Raw genomic sequence first — 18,248 nt, 5'->3', positions numbered from 1 at the left:
AGACGACGGCGCCCGCGGGCGCCCCGGCCGCCCGGGACGCCTCGGTGCCGATGGTGCGCGCCGAGCACGTGTCGAAGAGCTTCGGCTCGAACGAGGTCCTGAAGGACATCTCGCTCGAGGTGAAGCGCGGCGAGGTGCTCTGCCTCGTCGGCCCGTCCGGTTCGGGCAAGTCGACCTTCCTGCGCTGCATCAATCATCTCGAGCAGGTCAGCTCCGGCCGGCTCGCGGTCGACGGCCAGCTCGTCGGCTACCGCGAGGCCGGCGGCCGGCTGCACGAGATGCACCCGAAGGAGATCGCGAAGCAGCGCCGTGACATCGGCATGGTGTTCCAGCGCTTCAACCTGTTCCCGCACATGACGGCGCTCGAGAACGTCATGGAGGCGCCGACGCAAGTGAAGGGGCTCTCCAAGGCGAAGGCGAAGGCCAGGGCGCTGGAACTCCTCGCCCGGGTCGGGCTCGCCGAGCGCGCCGACTACTACCCGGCGCACCTCTCCGGCGGGCAGCAGCAGCGGGTCGCGATCGCACGGGCGCTCGCGATGGACCCGAAGCTGATGCTCTTCGACGAGCCGACCTCCGCGCTCGACCCCGAGCTCGTCGGCGAGGTGCTCGACGTCATGAAGGAGCTCGCGAAGACCGGCATGACCATGGTCGTCGTGACGCACGAGATGGGCTTCGCGCGCGAGGTCGCGGACACCCTCGTCTTCATGGACGGCGGCGTCGTCGTCGAGACCGGCGACCCGCGCGAGGTGCTCGCCAACCCGCAGCACCAGCGCACCAAGGCCTTCCTCTCGAAGGTCCTGTAGCCGCGGTCCGCGCGACGCCCGAACGGCGTGCCGCGACGGAGGGCGCTCGCTCGGCTCAGCCGGCGAGCGCCTTCCGGATCCGCTGGACCGACACGGTCTCGGCCGTGCGGAGCTCCTGCGCGAACAGGCCCACGCGGAGCTCTTCGAGCAGCCAGCGCACGCGCACGAGCGCGGGATCGGCCTCCGGGTCGATCGGCACGGTGCCGCCCGCCTTCGCGTAGGCCTCGGCGGCCTGCGCGAACTCGGTCATGAGCTGGCGGTCCCGGCCAGGGTTCTCCTGCATCCGGCGCACCCGCACGGTGATCGCCTCGAGGTAGCGGGGCAGGTGCCGGAGCCTCGCCAGGCCCGTCGCCTGGATGAATCCGGCGGGCGTCAGCGCCTCGAGCTGCGCCCTGGCGTCGGCGAGCGCCGACATCAGCTGCAGGCTGGACGCCTTCGCGATCGCGCGGTCCGCCTCGCGCGCGGCCTTCAGGATCTTCGCGACGAGCGCGGCGGTCTCGAACATGCGCTCGACGACGACGGCGCCGATCGCGGCGAGCGCCGCGTCGAACTCCGCGCGGCTCGCGAGCAGGCCGTCGGGATGCCGCCGCCGCAGCTCCTCGTCGACGACCGCCGCGAGACAGTCCTCGAGCAGCGCGCGCGGCCCCTGGTAGGCGCTCTGGCCGAGGGAGAGCTTCTCCTCGTTGGAGAGGTGCTCCTGCACGTAGGCCGACGGTGAGGGGGTCTGCAGCATGAGGAGCCGGCGGATGCCCCGGCGCGACGCCCGGTCGCGCTCCTCCGCCGTGGGGACGAGCACGAGGGCGACGCTGTCGCCCTCGTCGACGATCGCCGGGTAGGCGCGGATCGTGTTGCCGCCCTGCCTCGTGTCGACGTGCGAGGGCAGCGCGTCCCACACCCAACGGGTGATGCCGCGCTCGGGCTTCGGCCCCTCGTGCGCGGCGGCCGCGACGGCGGCGGGGCCGCGGTGCTCGCCGGCGCCGCCGCTTCGGGTCCTCCCGTTCCGGTCGCCGCGCGCCGGTCGGCCGCCCTGCTCGTCGCCGGCGAACGTCGCGGCGACGGCGCGCCCGGCCCGCTCGGCCAGCCGCGACTGCAGTTCGGCGAGCTCCTTCGACTCGCCGAGGCCGCGGCCGCGTTCGTCGACCGCGCGGTACGTGACGCGCAGGTGCGGCGGGATGCGGTCGAGCTCGAAGTCCTCGGCCGAGACCGGTGCGTAGGTGAGGCGCTTGATCGTCTGCGCGACGATCTCGGCGAACGGCGGGCGCGCCTCGCCCGCCTCCGGACCGGTCGGGAGCTCGGCGGCGATCTTCGCCGCCCACTCGGCGGCCGGGACGACCTGCCGCCTGAGCACCTTCGGCAGCGTGCGCAGCATCGCCGTGATGAGCTCGTCGCGGAGGCCGGGGACCTGCCAGTCGAATCCGCTCGGCTCGAGCCGGGGCAGCAGCACGAGCGGGACCAGCACGGTGACGCCGTCGTCGGGTGCGCCGGGCTCGAAGCGGTAGGCGAGTCGCAGACGCTGGTCGCCCTGCACCCAGCCGTCGGGGAAGCCGTCGGCCGCGGCATCCGCCTCCTCCTCGCCGAGGAGGTCCGCACGGGACATGGTGAGCAGCTCCGGGCGCTCCCGGTGCTCGGCGCGCCACCAGCGTTCGAAGCTGCGGGCGTCGACGACCTCGGCGGGCACGCGCGCCTCGTAGAAGGCGACCGCGGCCTCGTCTCCGAGGAGCAGGTCGCGGCGGCGGGTGCGCTCCTCGACCTCGCCGAGCTCCCGGCGGAGCTCCCGGTTCGCGCGAATGAAGCCGTAGACGCGCCGGTCGAGCCGGTTCCAGTCCCACTCCTCGAGCACGAGGGCGTGGCGGATGAAGAGCTCGCGGGCGAGTTCGGCGTCGGCGCGGGCGAGCTGCATGCGCCGCTTCGGCACGATGGCGAGCCCGTAGAGCGTGACCTTCTCGTCCGCGACGGCCGCGCCCTGGCGGCGTTCCCAGCGCGGCTCGGAGTAGCTGCGCTTCGCGAGGGGGCCGGCGAGCAGCTCGGCCCACGCGGGGTCGATCGCCGCGTTCGTGCGGGCGAACAGCCGGCTCGTCTCGACGAGCTCGGCGCTCATCACGGCGGCGGGCGGCTTCTTCGCGAGCGCGGAGCCGGGGAAGATCGCGAAGCGCGCGCCCCGGGCGCCGAGGAACTCGGCCTGCGGCCGGCGTCCCTTGCGCTCCGCCTCCCGGGCCTGGCCGGCGCCGCCCCGGCCCGAGGAGGTCTTCGCGTCGTCGCGCAGGCCGAGCTGGGAGAGCAGCCCCGCGAGGAGCGAGCGGTGGATGCCGTCGGCATTCGCCCCGGCCTCGGCGGCGCCCGCGCCCGTGGGGCCGGCCGCGATCTCGAGGCCGAGCGGCTTCGCGAGCCGGACGAGCTGGCGGTAGAGGTCCTGCCACTCGCGCACCCGCAGCGAGTTCAGGAACTCGGCCTTGCAGCGGCGTCGGAACGCGCTGCCGGAGAGCTCGCGCTGCTGCTGCTCGAGGTGGTTCCAGAGGTTCAGCAGGGTGAGGAAGTCGCTCGTCGGGTCGACGAAGCGGGCGTGCGCCTGGTTCGCCTCCTCGCGTCGGTCGAGCGGGCGCTCGCGCGGGTCCTGGATCGTGAGGCCCGCGACGATCGCGAGCACCTCGCGGGAGACGCCGTGCGCCTTCGACTCCAGCACCATCCGCGCGTAGCGCGGCTCGATCGGCAGCCGGGAGAGCTGGCGCCCGATGCGGGTGAGCCGAGGCCCGCGCGGATCGTCGCGGCCGCCGGGCTCGAGCGCACCGAGCTCCGCGAGCAGATCGAGGCCGTCGCGGACGCCACGGGTGTCCGGCGGGGTGAGGAAGGGGAAGTCCTCGATCGGGCCGAGCCCGAGCGCGGCCATCTGCAGGATGACGGCGGCGAGGTTCGTGCGCAGGATCTCGGGGTCGGTGAACTCGGGGCGGCGCTCGAAGTCGTCCTCGCCGTAGAGGCGGATGGCGATGCCGTCGCTCGTGCGGCCGGAGCGGCCGGAGCGCTGGTTGGCGGAGGCCTGCGAGATCGGCTCGATCGGCAGCCGCTGCACCTTGGAACGCGCGGAGTACCGGCTGATTCGCGCCGTCCCGGCGTCGACGACGTAGCGGATGCCGGGAACCGTCAGGCTCGTCTCGGCCACGTTGGTGGCGAGCACCACCCGCCGGCGGAGCCCGGCCACGGCCGAGGGCTCGAAGACCCGGTGCTGCTCGGCCGAGGAGAGCCGGCCGTAGAGAGGCAGCACCTCGGTGGCGCCGCCCCGCCCGCCGTGGCGCTCCGCATGCGCGCGCACCGCCTGCTCGGCGTCGCGGATCTCGCTCTCCCCGGAGAGGAAGACGAGCACGTCGCCCGAGGATTCGCGATCGAGCTCGTCGAGCGCGTCGAGGATGCCCTGCTGCACATCGCGGTCGTCGGCGGCCGCGCCCTCGTCGTCGTCGCCGGCCGCGTCGCCCACGAGCGGGCGGTACCGGATCTCGACGGGGTAGGTGCGACCGGACACCTCGATCACCGGCGCCGGGGTGCCATCGGCGTCGGCGAAGTGCTTCGCGAAGCTCTCGGGGTCGATGGTCGCGCTCGTGACGATGAGCTTGAGGTCGGGGCGGCGGGGGAGCAGCTGCTTCAGGTAGCCGAGCAGGAAGTCGATGTTCAGGCTGCGCTCGTGCGCCTCGTCGATGATGATCGTGTCGTAGCGGCGGAGCTCGCGGTCGCGATGGATCTCGTTCAGCAGGATGCCGTCGGTCATCACCTTCACCCGGGTGGACTCGCTCGCCCGGTCGGTGAACCGCACCTGGTAGCCGACGAGGCCGCCGAGCTCGGTGCCGGTCTCCTCGGCGATGCGCTCGGCGATCGTGCGGGCCGCGATGCGGCGGGGCTGGGTGTGCGCGATCTGCTCGCGGCCGAGTTCGAGGCAGAGCTTCGGCAGCTGCGTGGTCTTGCCCGAGCCGGTGGCGCCGGCGACGATCACGACCTGGTGCTCGCGCAGGGCGCGCGCGATCTCCTCCCGCTGCGCCGAGACGGGGAGCTCGGGCGGGTAGGTGATGGGCGGCACCGGGGCGAGTCGAGACATGAGCCCTCCATCGTATGACGCGGAGCGGCGCCCCGTTCGCGGGCGATGATCGCGGGCAGCGAACGACCCTCCCCGGTGTCGGCGGCGCGTGGTGGGATGGAGTCATGACCCAGGTTCCCGTGGTGCAGCTCAACGACGGCCGTTCGATTCCCCAGCTCGGGTTCGGGGTGTTCAAGGTCGATCCCGTCGAGACCGAGCGCATCGTGAGCGATGCGCTCGAGGTCGGCTATCGCCACCTCGACACCGCCCGCATCTACGACAACGAGGCGGGGGTGGGCCGGGCCATCGCCGCGTCCGGCGTCCCGCGCGACGAGCTCTTCATCACGACGAAGCTCTGGAACGACGATCAGGGTACGCAGTCCGTGTTCGACGCCTTCGAGGCGAGCCTCGAGCGACTCGGCCTCGACGAGGTCGACCTCTACCTGATCCACTGGCCCTCGCCCGCGCGCGACCGGTACGTCGAGACGTGGCAGGCGTTCGAGCGCATCCGCGAGTCGGGTCGCGCCCGGTCCATCGGCGTCTCGAACTTCCTCGTGCCGCATCTCGAGCGCCTGCTGTCCGAGACGAGCGTGGTTCCCGCCGTCGACCAGATCGAGCTCCACCCCGCGCATCAGCAGCCGGCGACCGCGTCGTTCGCTCGCGAGCACGGCATCGCGATCGAGGCCTGGGGGCCGCTCGGGCAGGGCAAGTACCCGCTGCTCGAACTTCCCGAGGTGACGAGCGCCGCGTCGGCGCACGGAAAGACCCCGGCGCAAGTCGTCATCCGCTGGCACCTGCAGCGCGGCAACATCGTCTTCCCCAAGTCGAACCGGCGCGAGCGCATGGCCGAGAACTTCGACGTCTTCGACTTCGCGCTCGACGAGGCCGAGATGCAGGCGATCACCGCGCTCGAGCGGGAGGGGCGCGTGAGCGCGCACCCCGACGAGGTCGAGTAACGAGACCCGGCACCGGCGAGCACAGCGAGGCCCGTTCATCCGTGAGGATGGGCGGGCCTCTGCTCGTCCCCGGCGCCGTCTCGGGCGAGAGTGGCGGAAATCCAGGCGACACGCCCGGGATGCAGGCCGGATTTTGCTGCGGCGGCCGGAGCCGCGTAAGTTATTCCATGTCGCCACGGCGGCCGGAAAACGCGAGAAGCGAACGGGCCCCGAACGGCGAAGATCTTAGCCAAATAACCTCGAAGGCGCAGCATTGCGACTCGGTGATTTCAAGCCTAAGATGAAACCTCCTCCTCTGTGATCTCGGTCCAGATCTCTCTGGTTCGAATCGCTCGGTCTCAACCGGCTCGCAGAGGTGGTACGGTAGACAGGTTGCCCTGATTGAAGGTCTGATTGACCGGAGTTCAGGTGCGTCCGTTTCTTGAGAACTCAACAGCGTGCACTATGTTCAATGCCAATTTATTGAACCCCAGCCTGCTTTTCGGAGTGGGTATGGATTCCTTTGATTGATGGACAATTTGATTTTCGAGTCAGTTGTTTCTCTGTCAGTGAACAAACTCTGGGTCGGGCTTTCGGGTCTGGTCTGAATCATTTTTTTTGGAGAGTTTGATCCTGGCTCAGGACGAACGCTGGCGGCGTGCTTAACACATGCAAGTCGAACGATGAACTTGGAGCTTGCTCTGGGGGATTAGTGGCGAACGGGTGAGTAACACGTGAGTAACCTGCCCTGGACTCTGGGATAACTTCGAGAAATCGGAGCTAATACCGGATAGGACCTTGCACCGCATGGTGTGGGGTGGAAAGTTTTTCGGTTTGGGATGGACTCGCGGCCTATCAGCTTGTTGGTGAGGTAATGGCTCACCAAGGCGTCGACGGGTAGCCGGCCTGAGAGGGTGACCGGCCACACTGGGACTGAGACACGGCCCAGACTCCTACGGGAGGCAGCAGTGGGGAATATTGCACAATGGGCGCAAGCCTGATGCAGCAACGCCGCGTGCGGGATGACGGCCTTCGGGTTGTAAACCGCTTTTAGTAGGGAAGAAGCCTTCGGGTGACGGTACCTGCAGAAAAAGGACCGGCTAACTACGTGCCAGCAGCCGCGGTAATACGTAGGGTCCGAGCGTTGTCCGGAATTATTGGGCGTAAAGAGCTCGTAGGCGGTTTGTCGCGTCTGCTGTGAAAACTAGAGGCTCAACCTCTAGCCTGCAGTGGGTACGGGCAGACTTGAGTGGTGTAGGGGAGACTGGAATTCCTGGTGTAGCGGTGGAATGCGCAGATATCAGGAGGAACACCGATGGCGAAGGCAGGTCTCTGGGCACTTACTGACGCTGAGGAGCGAAAGCGTGGGGAGCGAACAGGATTAGATACCCTGGTAGTCCACGCCGTAAACGTTGGGCGCTAGATGTGGGGACCTTTCCACGGTTTCCGTGTCGTAGCTAACGCATTAAGCGCCCCGCCTGGGGAGTACGGCCGCAAGGCTAAAACTCAAAGGAATTGACGGGGGCCCGCACAAGCGGCGGAGCATGCGGATTAATTCGATGCAACGCGAAGAACCTTACCAAGGCTTGACATACACGAGAACGGGCCAGAAATGGTCAACTCTTTGGACACTCGTGAACAGGTGGTGCATGGTTGTCGTCAGCTCGTGTCGTGAGATGTTGGGTTAAGTCCCGCAACGAGCGCAACCCTCGTCGCATGTTGCCAGCACGTTATGGTGGGGACTCATGTGAGACTGCCGGGGTCAACTCGGAGGAAGGTGGGGATGACGTCAAATCATCATGCCCCTTATGTCTTGGGCTTCACGCATGCTACAATGGCCGGTACAAAGGGCTGCGATGTCGTAAGGCGGAGCGAATCCCAAAAAGCCGGTCTCAGTTCGGATTGAGGTCTGCAACTCGACCTCATGAAGTCGGAGTCGCTAGTAATCGCAGATCAGCAACGCTGCGGTGAATACGTTCCCGGGCCTTGTACACACCGCCCGTCAAGTCATGAAAGTCGGTAACACCCGAAGCCGGTGGCCTAACCCTTGTGGAGGGAGCCGTCGAAGGTGGGATCGGTGATTAGGACTAAGTCGTAACAAGGTAGCCGTACCGGAAGGTGCGGCTGGATCACCTCCTTTCTAAGGAGCACTGGATCAGCTTGCTGGTTCCAGGTCAGCCAGATTGAGGCGAACGTTCTCACTGGTTGCTCATGGGTGGAACATTGACATAGGTGCTCGTCTGAATGGTTCAGATCTAGTACGCCTTCTTTTGGGAGGGTTGGAACGGTTGGGGCTGGCCGGGCGGGTACGTGCACGCTGTTGGGTCCTGAGGGACCGGGCGCAGCCCCCGATTGGGGGTGGCTGGTTTCTTGCAGGCCTCTGCCGATGCTCACTGTGGTGGGCGGGTGTGGGGGTGCTGTTCGTCTGTTGAGAACTACATAGTGGACGCGAGCATCTTAGATTGACGCTCTTTCGGGAGTGTCGATCACAAAGATTCGTAGGACGTGCCCTTTTGGGGGTGCGTTCGACTAATCATTGGTCACCGCCGGCCCTTTTGGGGTTGGTGGTTTCTGAACTCATGTGATTTCAAGTTTCTAAGAGCAAACGGTGGATGCCTTGGCATCTGGAGCCGAAGAAGGACGTCGTAATCTGCGATAAGCCTCGGGGAGCTGATAAACGAGCTGTGATCCGAGGATTTCCGAATGGGGAAACCCCGCCAGGCCCTTTGGGTGACCTGGTGACTCCCGCCTGAATATATAGGGCGGGTAGAGGGAACGTGGGGAAGTGAAACATCTCAGTACCCACAGGAAGAGAAAACAACAGTGATTCCGTAAGTAGTGGCGAGCGAACGCGGATGAGGCTAAACCGGTCATGTGTGATACCCGGCAGGGGTTGCATGGTCGGGGTTGTGGGACCTTTCGGGCTGTTCTGCCGGACAGCCACGGTGACGCGTCAGGTATAGACGAACCGCATTGAAAGGCGGACCGGAGTGGGTGTGAGTCCCGTAGTCGAAATGCCTGGCCGGCCGGAGAGGGATCCCAAGTAGCACGGGGCCCGAGAAATCCCGTGTGAATCTGTCAGGACCACCTGATAAGCCTAAATACTCCCAGATGACCGATAGCGGACAAGTACCGTGAGGGAAAGGTGAAAAGTACCCCGGGAGGGGAGTGAAATAGTACCTGAAACCGTTTGCTTACAAACCGTCGGAGCTCCCGTGTTGGGGTGACGGCGTGCCTTTTGAAGAATGAGCCTGCGAGTTAGTGATCTGTGGCGAGGTTAACCCGTGTGGGGTAGCCGGAGCGAAAGCGAGTCTGAATAGGGCGATTCAGTCGCAGGTCCTAGACCCGAAGCGAAGTGATCTATCCATGGCCAGGTTGAAGCGACGGTAAGACGTCGTGGAGGACCGAACCCACTTAGGTTGAAAACTGAGGGGATGAGCTGTGGATAGGGGTGAAAGGCCAATCAAACTTCGTGATAGCTGGTTCTCTCCGAAATGCATTTAGGTGCAGCGTTGCGTGTTTCTTGCCGGAGGTAGAGCTACTGGATGGCCGATGGGCCTCAACAGGTTACTGACGTCAGCCAAACTCCGAATGCCGGTAAGTGAGAGCGCAGCAGTGAGACGGTGGGGGATAAGCTTCATCGTCGAGAGGGAAACAACCCAGACCACCGACTAAGGTCCCTAAGCGCGTGCTAAGTGGGAAAGGATGTGGAGTTGCACAGACAACCAGGAGGTTGGCTTAGAAGCAGCCACCCTTGAAAGAGTGCGTAATAGCTCACTGGTCAAGTGATTCCGCGCCGACAATGTAACGGGGCTCAAGCACGCCACCGAAGTCGTGGCATTCATACAATCGATAGGCCTTCGTGGTCCAGTCGTGTGGATGGGTAGGAGAGCGTCGTGTGTCGGGTGAAGCGGCGGTGGAAACCAGCCGTGGACGGTACACGAGTGAGAATGCAGGCATGAGTAGCGAAAGACGGGTGAGAAACCCGTCCTCCGGAAGACCAAGGGTTCCAGGGTCAAGCTAATCTGCCCTGGGTAAGTCGGGACCTAAGGCGAGGCCGACAGGCGTAGTCGATGGACAACGGGTTGATATTCCCGTACCGGCGAAGAACCGCCCACACCAATCCAGTAATGCTAACCATCCGAACTGTCACATCGTTCCCTTCGGGGGACACCGTGGCGGGGAGCATGGGACCCGGTCTGGTGCGGTGAGCGTATTAACAGGTGTGACGCAGGAAGGTAGCCCAACCCGGGCGATGGTTGTCCCGGGGCAAGCGTGTAGGCCGAGTCGTAGGCAAATCCGCGACTCATTACGGCTGAGACGTGATGCGGATAAAAAGTGGGTGATCCTATGCTGCCGAGAAAAGCATCGACGCGAGGTTCTAGCCGCCCGTACCCCAAACCGACTCAGGTGGTCAGGTAGAGAATACCGAGGAGATCGAGAGAATCGTGGTTAAGGAACTCGGCAAAATGCCCCCGTAACTTCGGGAGAAGGGGGGCCGGATCGTTGTAGGCACTTGCTGCCGAAGGCGTGAAGGCCGCAGAGACCAGTGGGAAGCGACTGTTTACTAAAAACACAGGTCCGTGCGAAGACGCAAGTCGATGTATACGGACTGACGCCTGCCCGGTGCTGGAAGGTTAAGCGGAACGGTTAGCTCTTCGGAGCGAAGCTGAGAAGTTAAGCCCCAGTAAACGGCGGTGGTAACTATAACCATCCTAAGGTAGCGAAATTCCTTGTCGGGTAAGTTCCGACCTGCACGAATGGCGTAACGACTTCCCAGCTGTCTCAACCGCGAACTCGGCGAAATTGCAGTACGAGTAAAGATGCTCGTTACGCGCAGAAGGACGGAAAGACCCCGTGACCTTTACTACAGCTTGGTATTGGTGTTCGGTGTGGCTTGTGTAGGATAGGTGGGAGACTTTGAAGCGGGCACGCCAGTGTTCGTGGAGTCATTGTTGAAATACCACTCTGGTCACTCTGGATATCTAACTTCGAACCGTGATCCGGTTCAGGGACAGTGCCTGGTGGGTAGTTTAACTGGGGCGGTTGCCTCCCAAAGAGTAACGGAGGCGCCCAAAGGTTCCCTCAACCTGGTTGGCAATCAGGTGGCGAGTGTAAGTGCACAAGGGAGCTTGACTGCGAGACTGACAGGTCGAGCAGGGACGAAAGTCGGGACTAGTGATCCGGCAGTGGCTTGTGGAAGCGCTGTCGCTCAACGGATAAAAGGTACCTCGGGGATAACAGGCTGATCTTGCCCAAGAGTCCATATCGACGGCATGGTTTGGCACCTCGATGTCGGCTCGTCGCATCCTGGGGCTGGAGTAGGTCCCAAGGGTTGGGCTGTTCGCCCATTAAAGCGGTACGCGAGCTGGGTTTAGAACGTCGTGAGACAGTTCGGACCCTATCCTCTGCGCGCGCAGGAAATTTGAGAGGATCTGACCCTAGTACGAGACGACCGGGTTGGACGAACCTCTGGTGTGCCAGTTGTTCCGCCAGGAGCACCGCTGGTTAGCTACGTTCGGGATGGATAACCGCTGAAAGCATCTAAGCGGGAAGCCGGCCTCAAGATGAGATTTCCATCCCCTTCGGGGGGAGAGGCGCCCAGCCAGACGACTGGGTTGATAGGCCAGATGTGGAAGCACCGCAAGGTGTGCAGCTGACTGGTACTAATACGCCGATAACTTGATAATCACTATCTACATCAACGTTTGCAAAAGGCACGATGTAGAGCCCGATGACTCGCGTCCACTGTGTGGTTCCCGACAGACGAACCAAAAACACCAAATTGAACAGAGCAACGCTCGAACGATTTCCCCACCAACCCACCCAACACGGGTTGGTGTCGGGGCAAGAGTTACGGCGGCCATAGCGTCAGGGAAACGCCCGGACACATTCCGAACCCGGAAGCTAAGACTGACAGCGCCGATGGTACTGCAGGGGGGACCCTGTGGGAGAGTAGGACACCGCCGGACACCCATTCACGAAAGGCCACCCCGAACCCCGGGGTGGCCTTTCGGCATTTAAGCTGGCTGCATGGCGAACCGACTGCAGGGCGCCGTGAGCCCCTACCTCCGCGGCCATGCCGAGAACCCGGTCGACTGGTACCCGTGGGGCCCGGAGGCCTTCGCCGCGGCGCGCGAACGCGATGTGCCGGTGCTCGTCTCGATCGGCTACGCGACGTGCCACTGGTGCCACGTCATGGCCAGGCAGAGCTTCTCCGATCCCGCTATCGCGGCGCAGCTGAACCGCGACTTCGTCGCCGTCAAAGTCGACCGCGAGGAGCATCCCGGCGTCGACGGCAGCTATCTCGCCGCTGCATCCGCCTTCACCCGGGAGCTGGGCTGGCCCCTGACGGTCTTCACGACGCCCGAGGGGCGCACCTTCTACGCGGGCACCTACTTCCCGCCGACGGCGGTCGGTGCGACGCCCGCGTTCGGTGAGGTGCTCGCCGCCGTCGCGGAGGCGTGGCGAAGCCGGCGCGGCGAGCTCCTCACCATGGGCGAGGAGGTGGCGAACGCACTCGCGGGCGCGGCGGCGGCCACGACCGGCGGTGCGCTGCCGTCGGACGCCGAGCTGGGCGAGGCCGCCCGCTCGCTCGCCGCCGAGGAGGATCGGGAGTACGGCGGCTTCGGTCCGGCGCCGAAGTTCCCCGTGCCGACCGTGCTGAGCTTGCTCGGCGAGCTGCCCGGCGAGGCTCGAGCGCTCGCTGACCGGACGCTGCAGCGGATGGCGGCCTCGCCGCTGTTCGACCCGGTCGACGGCGGCTTCTTCCGCTACGCGACGAAGCGCGACTGGAGCGACCCGCACTACGAGCGGATGCTGCCCGACAATGCGCAGCTGCTCGGCCTCGCCGTCGCGGCCACGCGCCGGCCTGACTCGATCGGCTGGGCGGCACCCCTCGCGAACGATCTGGCGCGATTCCTCACGACGACGATGGCGTTGCCGGGCGGCGGCTTCGCGAGCGCGCAGGACTCCGAGAGCGAGCTCGACGGTCGACGCGACGAGGGCGGCTACTACCGGCTCGACGCCGAGGCTCGCGCTGCGGTGAGCCCGCCCGCGCTCGACGAGAAGGTGCTGAGCGGCTGGAACGGGCTCGCGATCGGGGCGCTGTCGACGTTCGCTGAGCGCGGCCTCGAGGAGTCCGCCGCAGCGGCCGCGCTCACGGCCGCACGCGAGGCCGCAGCGGTGGTGCTCGAGCGGCAGCTGCTCGACGGGGTCCTCCGTCGGGCGTCGCTCGACGGCGAGGTCTCCGAAGCGCCGGCGACGCTCGAGGACGTCGGCATGCTCGCGGGCGGGCTGATCCGCCTCGCACTCGCCACGGGCGAGCCCAGCTGGGCGAGCCGGGCGCGCGAGCTCATCGACCGGGCGCTGCACGACGCCGAGAGCGGCGGCGCGGCGGCACGAGGCATCCCGTTCGCGCCGCCGGCGCTCGACCCCACCCTCGAGGCGCTCGGCCTCGCGCTGCCCGACGACCCCGCCGAGGGCGCCGCCCCGTCCGGGCTCACGAGCTGCGCCGATGCGGCGCTGCTGCTCGCGCAGCTCGGCGCGGGGGAGCGGTACCGCGAGGCGGCGGAACGGGCGATGGCCTCGGTCGCCGGCATCGCGCCCGGCCGCCCGATCGCCTTCGGCGGAGCGCTCGCCGTCATGGCCCGGCTGCGCGCGCCCGAGGTGCAGCTCGTCGTCGTGGCACCTGCAGACGGGGCCTCCGCCGACGCCGCCTCCGCGTCGCTCGTCGAGGAGGCGAGGCGACAGCCCGTCGCGGTCCGCGCGATCGTGACCCCCGCGCAGGCGCAGGAGTTCGCCGAGTCCGGCTTCGAGCTCTTCGCGGCGCGCGAGGCGCTCGACGGCCGTGCCACCGCGTACCGTTGCGAGCACTTCGTCTGCGCGCTGCCGGTGCAGGAGCCCGACGCGCTGGCGGCGCTCGCGAGCCCTACGATTGAGGGATGAATCGCCAGTCGGCCGTCTGGGCCGCCGCCGTCGCGGACGTGCTGCTCGTCGCGCTCTTCGTCGTCATCGGCCGTCGCAGCCACGCCGAAGGGCTCGACCTCGCCGGGCTGTGGCAGACGGCGTGGCCGTTCCTGGTGGCGCTCCTCCTGGGCTGGCTCGTCTCCCTCGCCTGGCGGCGACCGCTCGCCGTCTGGCCGACGGGCGTCATCGTCTGGGCGGTGACGCTCGTCGGCGGCATGCTGCTGCGCACCGCCAGCGGGCAGGGCACGCAGCTGCCCTTCATCCTGGTGGCCACCGGCACGCTCGCGCTGTTCCTCCTCGGCTGGCGCGCGATCGTCGCGCTCGTCGCCCGGCTCCGCTCCCCGCGGACCGCCTCGTGACCGCTGCACCGCCGCACGCATGAACCCCATCGAGTGGCTGTTCGACGCCCAGCTGGTCATCGGTGACCAGGTGATCCTCTGGCGCGAGATCGTCGGCAACCTCTTCGGACTCGCGAGCGCCCTCGGCGGCATGCGGCGCAAGGTCTGGGCCTGGCCCATCGGCATCATCGGCAACGCGCTGCTCTTTACGGTCTTCCTCGGCGCCGTCTTCGACACCCCCAATCCGGTCAACCTGCTCGGTCAGGCCGGCCGGCAGCTCATGTTCATCGCGGTGTCGGTCTACGGGTGGGTGCGCTGGTCGCAGCACCGGAGGTCCGCGATCGCCGCGGTCGAGCCCCGCTGGGCCGGATGGCGCATCCGCATCCTGCTCGTCGTCGCCCTGCTCGGCGGCACCCTCGTGCTGACACCGATCTTCCGCGCCCTCGGCTCCTTCGAGCCCGTCTGGGCCGACGCCTGGATCTTCGTCGGCTCCCTGCTCGCGACCTGGGGGATGGCGCGCGGCTGGACCGAGTTCTGGCTGATCTGGGTCGCGGTCGACGCCGTCGGCGTGCCGCTGCTCGTGAGCGCCGGCTACTACGCCTCGGCGCTGCTGTACCTGTTCTACGGCGCGTTCACCATCGTCGGCTTCTTCGCCTGGATGGCCGTGCAGCGCCGGGCGAAGCTCGCCGAGGCCTGAACCGAGGGAGCGCTACCAGGCGCTCGGCACGCGGTCGAGCATCGACCAGGCCGCCTGGCTCAGCTCGGGGTGCTCGAGCGCGATCCCGCGCAGCAGCTCGAACTCGAAGCGCTCGACGTCGCCCGGGCGGGCCGTCGGGTGATAGGCGCGGGCGCGCTGCACGGCCCAGCCGCCGTCCTGCAGCCGGTCCTCGCGGAGCGTCGCCACGACCTGCTCGTCGACCGAGGGCAGCTCGGGCAGGAACACCCAAGGGTCCTCGCCGAGCCGGCAGCGCAGCTCGATGAGCGCGGCGAGCTCGTCGCGCGCGTCCTGACGCAGACGATCGAGCGGTCTCGGCTCGGTCATGGCGACCCTCCCCTCGCGGTGTCGATGTAGCAAGGGTACGCCGCCCGTGTGACGGCGCGGTTACACGACGACGCACGAGGTGGCCGTGAGGTTTCGGTCGTATGACGGCGCGGTGCGGTGGGTTCGGCGTGACGACGCACGAGGTGGCCGTGAGGTTTCGGTCGTATGACGGCGCGGTGCGGTGGGTTCGGCGTGACGACGCACGAGGTGGCCGTGAGGTTTCGGTCGTGTGACGGCGCGGTGGTGGGTTGCCGCCCGCTCGCATTGATGCAGGCCTGCTTGAATGGATCGCGCGCGCCGCGCGCAGGACCAGGAGGCCAGGATGCCGGAAGCGAACGAACCCGATCCCTCGGCGCGGCTCGGCGGCGGCCGGGCGGCGGTGTTCGTGCGACGCTTCGGAGCGGCGCCCGAAGCCGAGACCGGGGCGCTCGTCGCCTCGTTGCGGGCGGACCTCGGCGCCGCGGGATTCCGGGTCGCCCGGATCGAGGAGCTCTGGGAGCGCACCGCGGTCGACGGCCGCAGCCACCCCGGCCGCTCGCTCCAGCGCGGGCACCGGGCGCCCGCCCTCCTCGCCCTCGACCACGTGCTGGCCCGACTCGACGGCGGCCCCGACGAGGACCCCGACGGTGAGGCCGACCGCATCCGGGCGCTCGCCGCGCTCGTGCGGCTCTTCGTCCTCGGCGCCGACGCGCAGCCGGCCGCCCTCTCGCACGCGCTCCCGGCGCTGGGGTTCGACGGCGCCGAGCGGCTCGGCCTCGTCACCCGCACCGACTCGGGGACGGTGCGGGCGCTCGTCGACCTGCGCCCGTACGGCTTCGCGGACGCCGCAGGCGAGGGGGAGTGGTGGCTCGCTTCCGACCTCGGCGAACTCGCCCTCGTCGGCGAAGCGGCGGCCGGGCCGGGCGCCGGCGCGGCGCCCGCGCTCGCCGAGGACCACGTGCTCGGCATCGGCGGGGCGACGACCACGCTCAGCGGGCTGCTCCTGCAACGCCCCGCCCGCACCGCCCTCGATCTCGGCACCGGCAGCGGCATCCAGGCGTTGCACGCGGCCCGCTTCAGCGAGCGGGTCGTCGCGACCGATGTGTCCGCGCGGGCGCTCGCGTTCGCGCGCTTCGCCGCCGAGCTGAATGAAGTGGCCGGGATCGAGTTCCGCCTCGGCAGCCTCTACGAGCCCGTCGCCGGCGAGCGCTTCGACCGCATCGTGTCGAACCCGCCGTTCGTGATCACCCCGCGCCGCCCGGAGGTGCCGAGCTACGAGTACCGCGACGGCGGGCTCGCCGGCGACGAGCTCGTCGAAGCCGTGATCCGCGGGGCGGCCGCGCATCTCGAGCCCGGCGGGATCGCCCAGCTGCTCGCGAACTGGGAGTACCGGATCATCGTCGATCCCGAGACGGGCGAGGGCATCGCCGACGGGCTCGAGCGCGTCGTCGCGTGGCTCGACGGCACGGGGCTCGAGTACTGGCTCGTCGAGCGTGAGCGCCAGGACCCGAGCGAGTACGCCGAGACCTGGATCCGCGACGGCGGCACCCGCCCCGGCACCGCCGAGTTCGAGCGCTTGCACGCCGCCTGGCTCGAAGACTTCGCCGAGCGCGGGGTCGAGTCGGTCGGCTTCGGCTACGTGCTGCTGCGCCGCCCCGCCGGCGACGCTCCGGCCCGGATCGCCCGCGCGGAGCGCCTGCACGGACCGCTCGGCGCCGAATCCGGCGGGCTCGGGGCGCACCTCGAGCGCGCGCTCGCCGCGATGGACGCGCTCGCGCCGCTCGACGACGAGGCGCTGCGAGGCATCCGCCTGGAGGTCGCGCCCGACGTCACCGAGGAGCGCCACCACTGGCCGGGCGCCGAGCAGCCGACCGTCATCCTGCTGCGCCAGGGTGGCGGCTTCGGCCGGGTCGTCGACGCCGGCACCGCGCTCGCCGCCTTCGTCGGCGCCGCCGACGGGGAGCTGCCCGCGGGCGTGCTGTCCGACGCGATCGCGCAGCTGCTCGAGGCCGACGGCGCGGAACTCTGGGCCGAGCTCGCGCCGACGCTCCGCGAGCTCGTCGCGGGCGGGCTGCTGCGACCGGCCGATCCAGTCCGATCCGGCACCGGCCCAGCCTGACTCGGCGCACCGCCCACCGCCGCCGTCCAGCCCGACGGCGGTATCCTCGACCTCGCACACGAAAGCGAGCCCATGCCCGAGAGTCCACTGTCCGCGTCGCCGTACGAGCTGCTCGGCGTCCCGGTCGACGTCGACGACGCCGCCCTGCGCGTCGCCTACCGCCGCGCCCTGCGCGAGGCGCACCCGGACACCGGCGGCGACGCCGCCCGCTTCCACGCGGTGCAGCTGGCCTGGACCCTCGTCGGCACCCCGGAGGCCCGCGCGCGCTTCGACCGCGGCGCCGGCACGAGCGCGCCCACCCGGGAGAGCTGGGCGCCGGCGGCCCCGAGGCCTCGGCGGGACTCGCGGCCGCAGGCCCGCTCGCACGGGCATCCCGGCGGCTACGACCGCGAACGCTACCTCGCCCTCATCCGCGAGTGGGTCGGCCGGGGGCAGGAGCTCGCCGACCCCTACGACCCCGCGCTCGTGCGGGCCGCGCCCCGCGACATCCGGCACGTGCTCGCCGACGCGCTCGCCGAGGAGGCGACCGCGCGCTCGCTCGCGACGCTCGGCATCGCGTACACGATCTGGCACGACGTCGCGACGGATGCCGCGGGGCCGGGGCTGCCCCCGAAGCTCGACCACCTCGTGCTCGGCCCGACTGGGCTGTTCGCCGTCCAGTCGGAGGACTGGGGCAGCGAGGTGCGGTTCCGCCGGAACGAGCTCATCGGCGAGGGGCTCGACGGGGAGCGGCCGTTCCGGGCGCTCGCGGCCCGAGCGAAGGCCGTCACGCGGCCCGCGAAGGTCAAGCCGACGGCGCTCCTCGTCGTCGTGCCCGACGAGCACGCGGCCGAGCCGCTCGAGCTCGGCGGCTCGATCCGCGGCGCGGCGACGGCGCTCGTGCGCCGTTCGCGCCTCCTGAGCGCGATCCGCGAGGGGATCCCGGGGTCGCCGAGCCTCGGCGGTACGGACGTGATGGAGGTCCGCTCGCGGCTGCAGGCCGTCATCCGCTTCGCGTAGGGTCGAAG

9 protein-coding genes and 3 rRNA genes are annotated in these 18,248 nt (G+C 68.3%); 10 read left to right on the top strand and 2 right to left on the bottom strand.

All coding sequences use genetic code 11. The features are described 5' to 3' along the window. Positions 1 to 50 precede the first annotated feature (50 nt). Positions 51 to 803 (top strand): amino acid ABC transporter ATP-binding protein, encoded by a 753-nt coding sequence (locus QSJ60_RS15310; RefSeq protein WP_189085996.1) that lies wholly within the window; start codon positions 51 to 53, stop codon positions 801 to 803. Between the two features lie 55 nt (positions 804 to 858). Here the strand turns inward: QSJ60_RS15310 and hrpA are convergent, their stop codons facing one another. Next, a complete protein-coding gene (hrpA, locus tag QSJ60_RS15305) occupies positions 859 to 4,881 on the bottom strand; it encodes an ATP-dependent RNA helicase HrpA (RefSeq protein ID WP_285464247.1) in 4,023 nt (1,340 codons plus the stop codon). A 104-nt stretch (positions 4,882 to 4,985) separates the two neighbouring features. On the opposite strand from hrpA, the gene QSJ60_RS15300 reads away from it, so the two are divergent. From QSJ60_RS15300 to pnuC, 7 genes are all read left to right on the top strand, one after another. After that, complete coding sequence (locus QSJ60_RS15300; RefSeq protein WP_285464245.1) at positions 4,986 to 5,816, top strand: aldo/keto reductase; 831 nt, start codon at positions 4,986 to 4,988, stop codon at positions 5,814 to 5,816. Positions 5,817 to 6,410: 594 nt separating this feature from the next. Continuing rightward, positions 6,411 to 7,935, top strand: a 16S ribosomal RNA gene (locus tag QSJ60_RS15295). A gap of 445 nt (positions 7,936 to 8,380) precedes the next feature. Next, positions 8,381 to 11,485 (top strand): 23S ribosomal RNA (locus QSJ60_RS15290). 165 nt (positions 11,486 to 11,650) lie between these two features. Further along, a 5S ribosomal RNA gene (gene rrf, locus QSJ60_RS15285) occupies positions 11,651 to 11,767 on the top strand. The 16S, 23S and 5S rRNA genes sit together here, the layout of an rRNA operon. Before the next feature lie 61 nt (positions 11,768 to 11,828). Further along, the gene (locus tag QSJ60_RS15280) at positions 11,829 to 13,742 is read left to right on the top strand and encodes a thioredoxin domain-containing protein (RefSeq protein WP_285464243.1); all 1,914 of its coding nucleotides are present in this window, start codon (positions 11,829 to 11,831) and stop codon (positions 13,740 to 13,742) included. Then, on the top strand, positions 13,739 to 14,122 hold the full coding sequence (locus QSJ60_RS15275; RefSeq protein ID WP_285464242.1) for a DUF3054 domain-containing protein: 384 nt from the start codon (positions 13,739 to 13,741) through the stop codon (positions 14,120 to 14,122). The genes QSJ60_RS15280 and QSJ60_RS15275 overlap by 4 nt, the downstream gene beginning before the upstream one ends. 19 nt (positions 14,123 to 14,141) lie before the next feature. After that, entirely contained in the window at positions 14,142 to 14,798 is a 657-nt protein-coding gene (gene pnuC / locus QSJ60_RS15270) for a nicotinamide riboside transporter PnuC (protein ID WP_285464241.1), read from the top strand. Between the two features lie 12 nt (positions 14,799 to 14,810). On the opposite strand, the gene QSJ60_RS15265 is transcribed toward pnuC, so the two are convergent. Continuing rightward, the gene (locus tag QSJ60_RS15265) at positions 14,811 to 15,143 is read right to left on the bottom strand and encodes a hypothetical protein (RefSeq protein ID WP_285464240.1); all 333 of its coding nucleotides are present in this window, start codon (positions 15,141 to 15,143) and stop codon (positions 14,811 to 14,813) included. Between the two features lie 322 nt (positions 15,144 to 15,465). On the opposite strand from QSJ60_RS15265, the gene QSJ60_RS15260 reads away from it, so the two are divergent. Continuing rightward, positions 15,466 to 17,241 carry a methyltransferase gene (locus tag QSJ60_RS15260; RefSeq protein WP_285464238.1) on the top strand — a complete coding sequence of 592 codons (1,776 nt, stop codon included), beginning with the start codon at positions 15,466 to 15,468 and terminating at the stop codon, positions 17,239 to 17,241. A gap of 72 nt (positions 17,242 to 17,313) precedes the next feature. Continuing rightward, positions 17,314 to 18,240: a J domain-containing protein gene (locus QSJ60_RS15255; RefSeq protein ID WP_285464236.1), complete on the top strand. Its 927-nt coding sequence runs from the start codon at positions 17,314 to 17,316 to the stop codon at positions 18,238 to 18,240. The last annotated feature ends 8 nt before the right edge of the window (positions 18,241 to 18,248 follow it).

Origin of the sequence: Agromyces sp. NBRC 114283 (genome assembly GCF_030268405.1) — a bacterium.
GTDB classification, from domain to species: domain Bacteria; phylum Actinomycetota; class Actinomycetes; order Actinomycetales; family Microbacteriaceae; genus Agromyces; species Agromyces mediolanus.
This window is presented reverse-complemented; position numbering and strand designations above follow the sequence as displayed.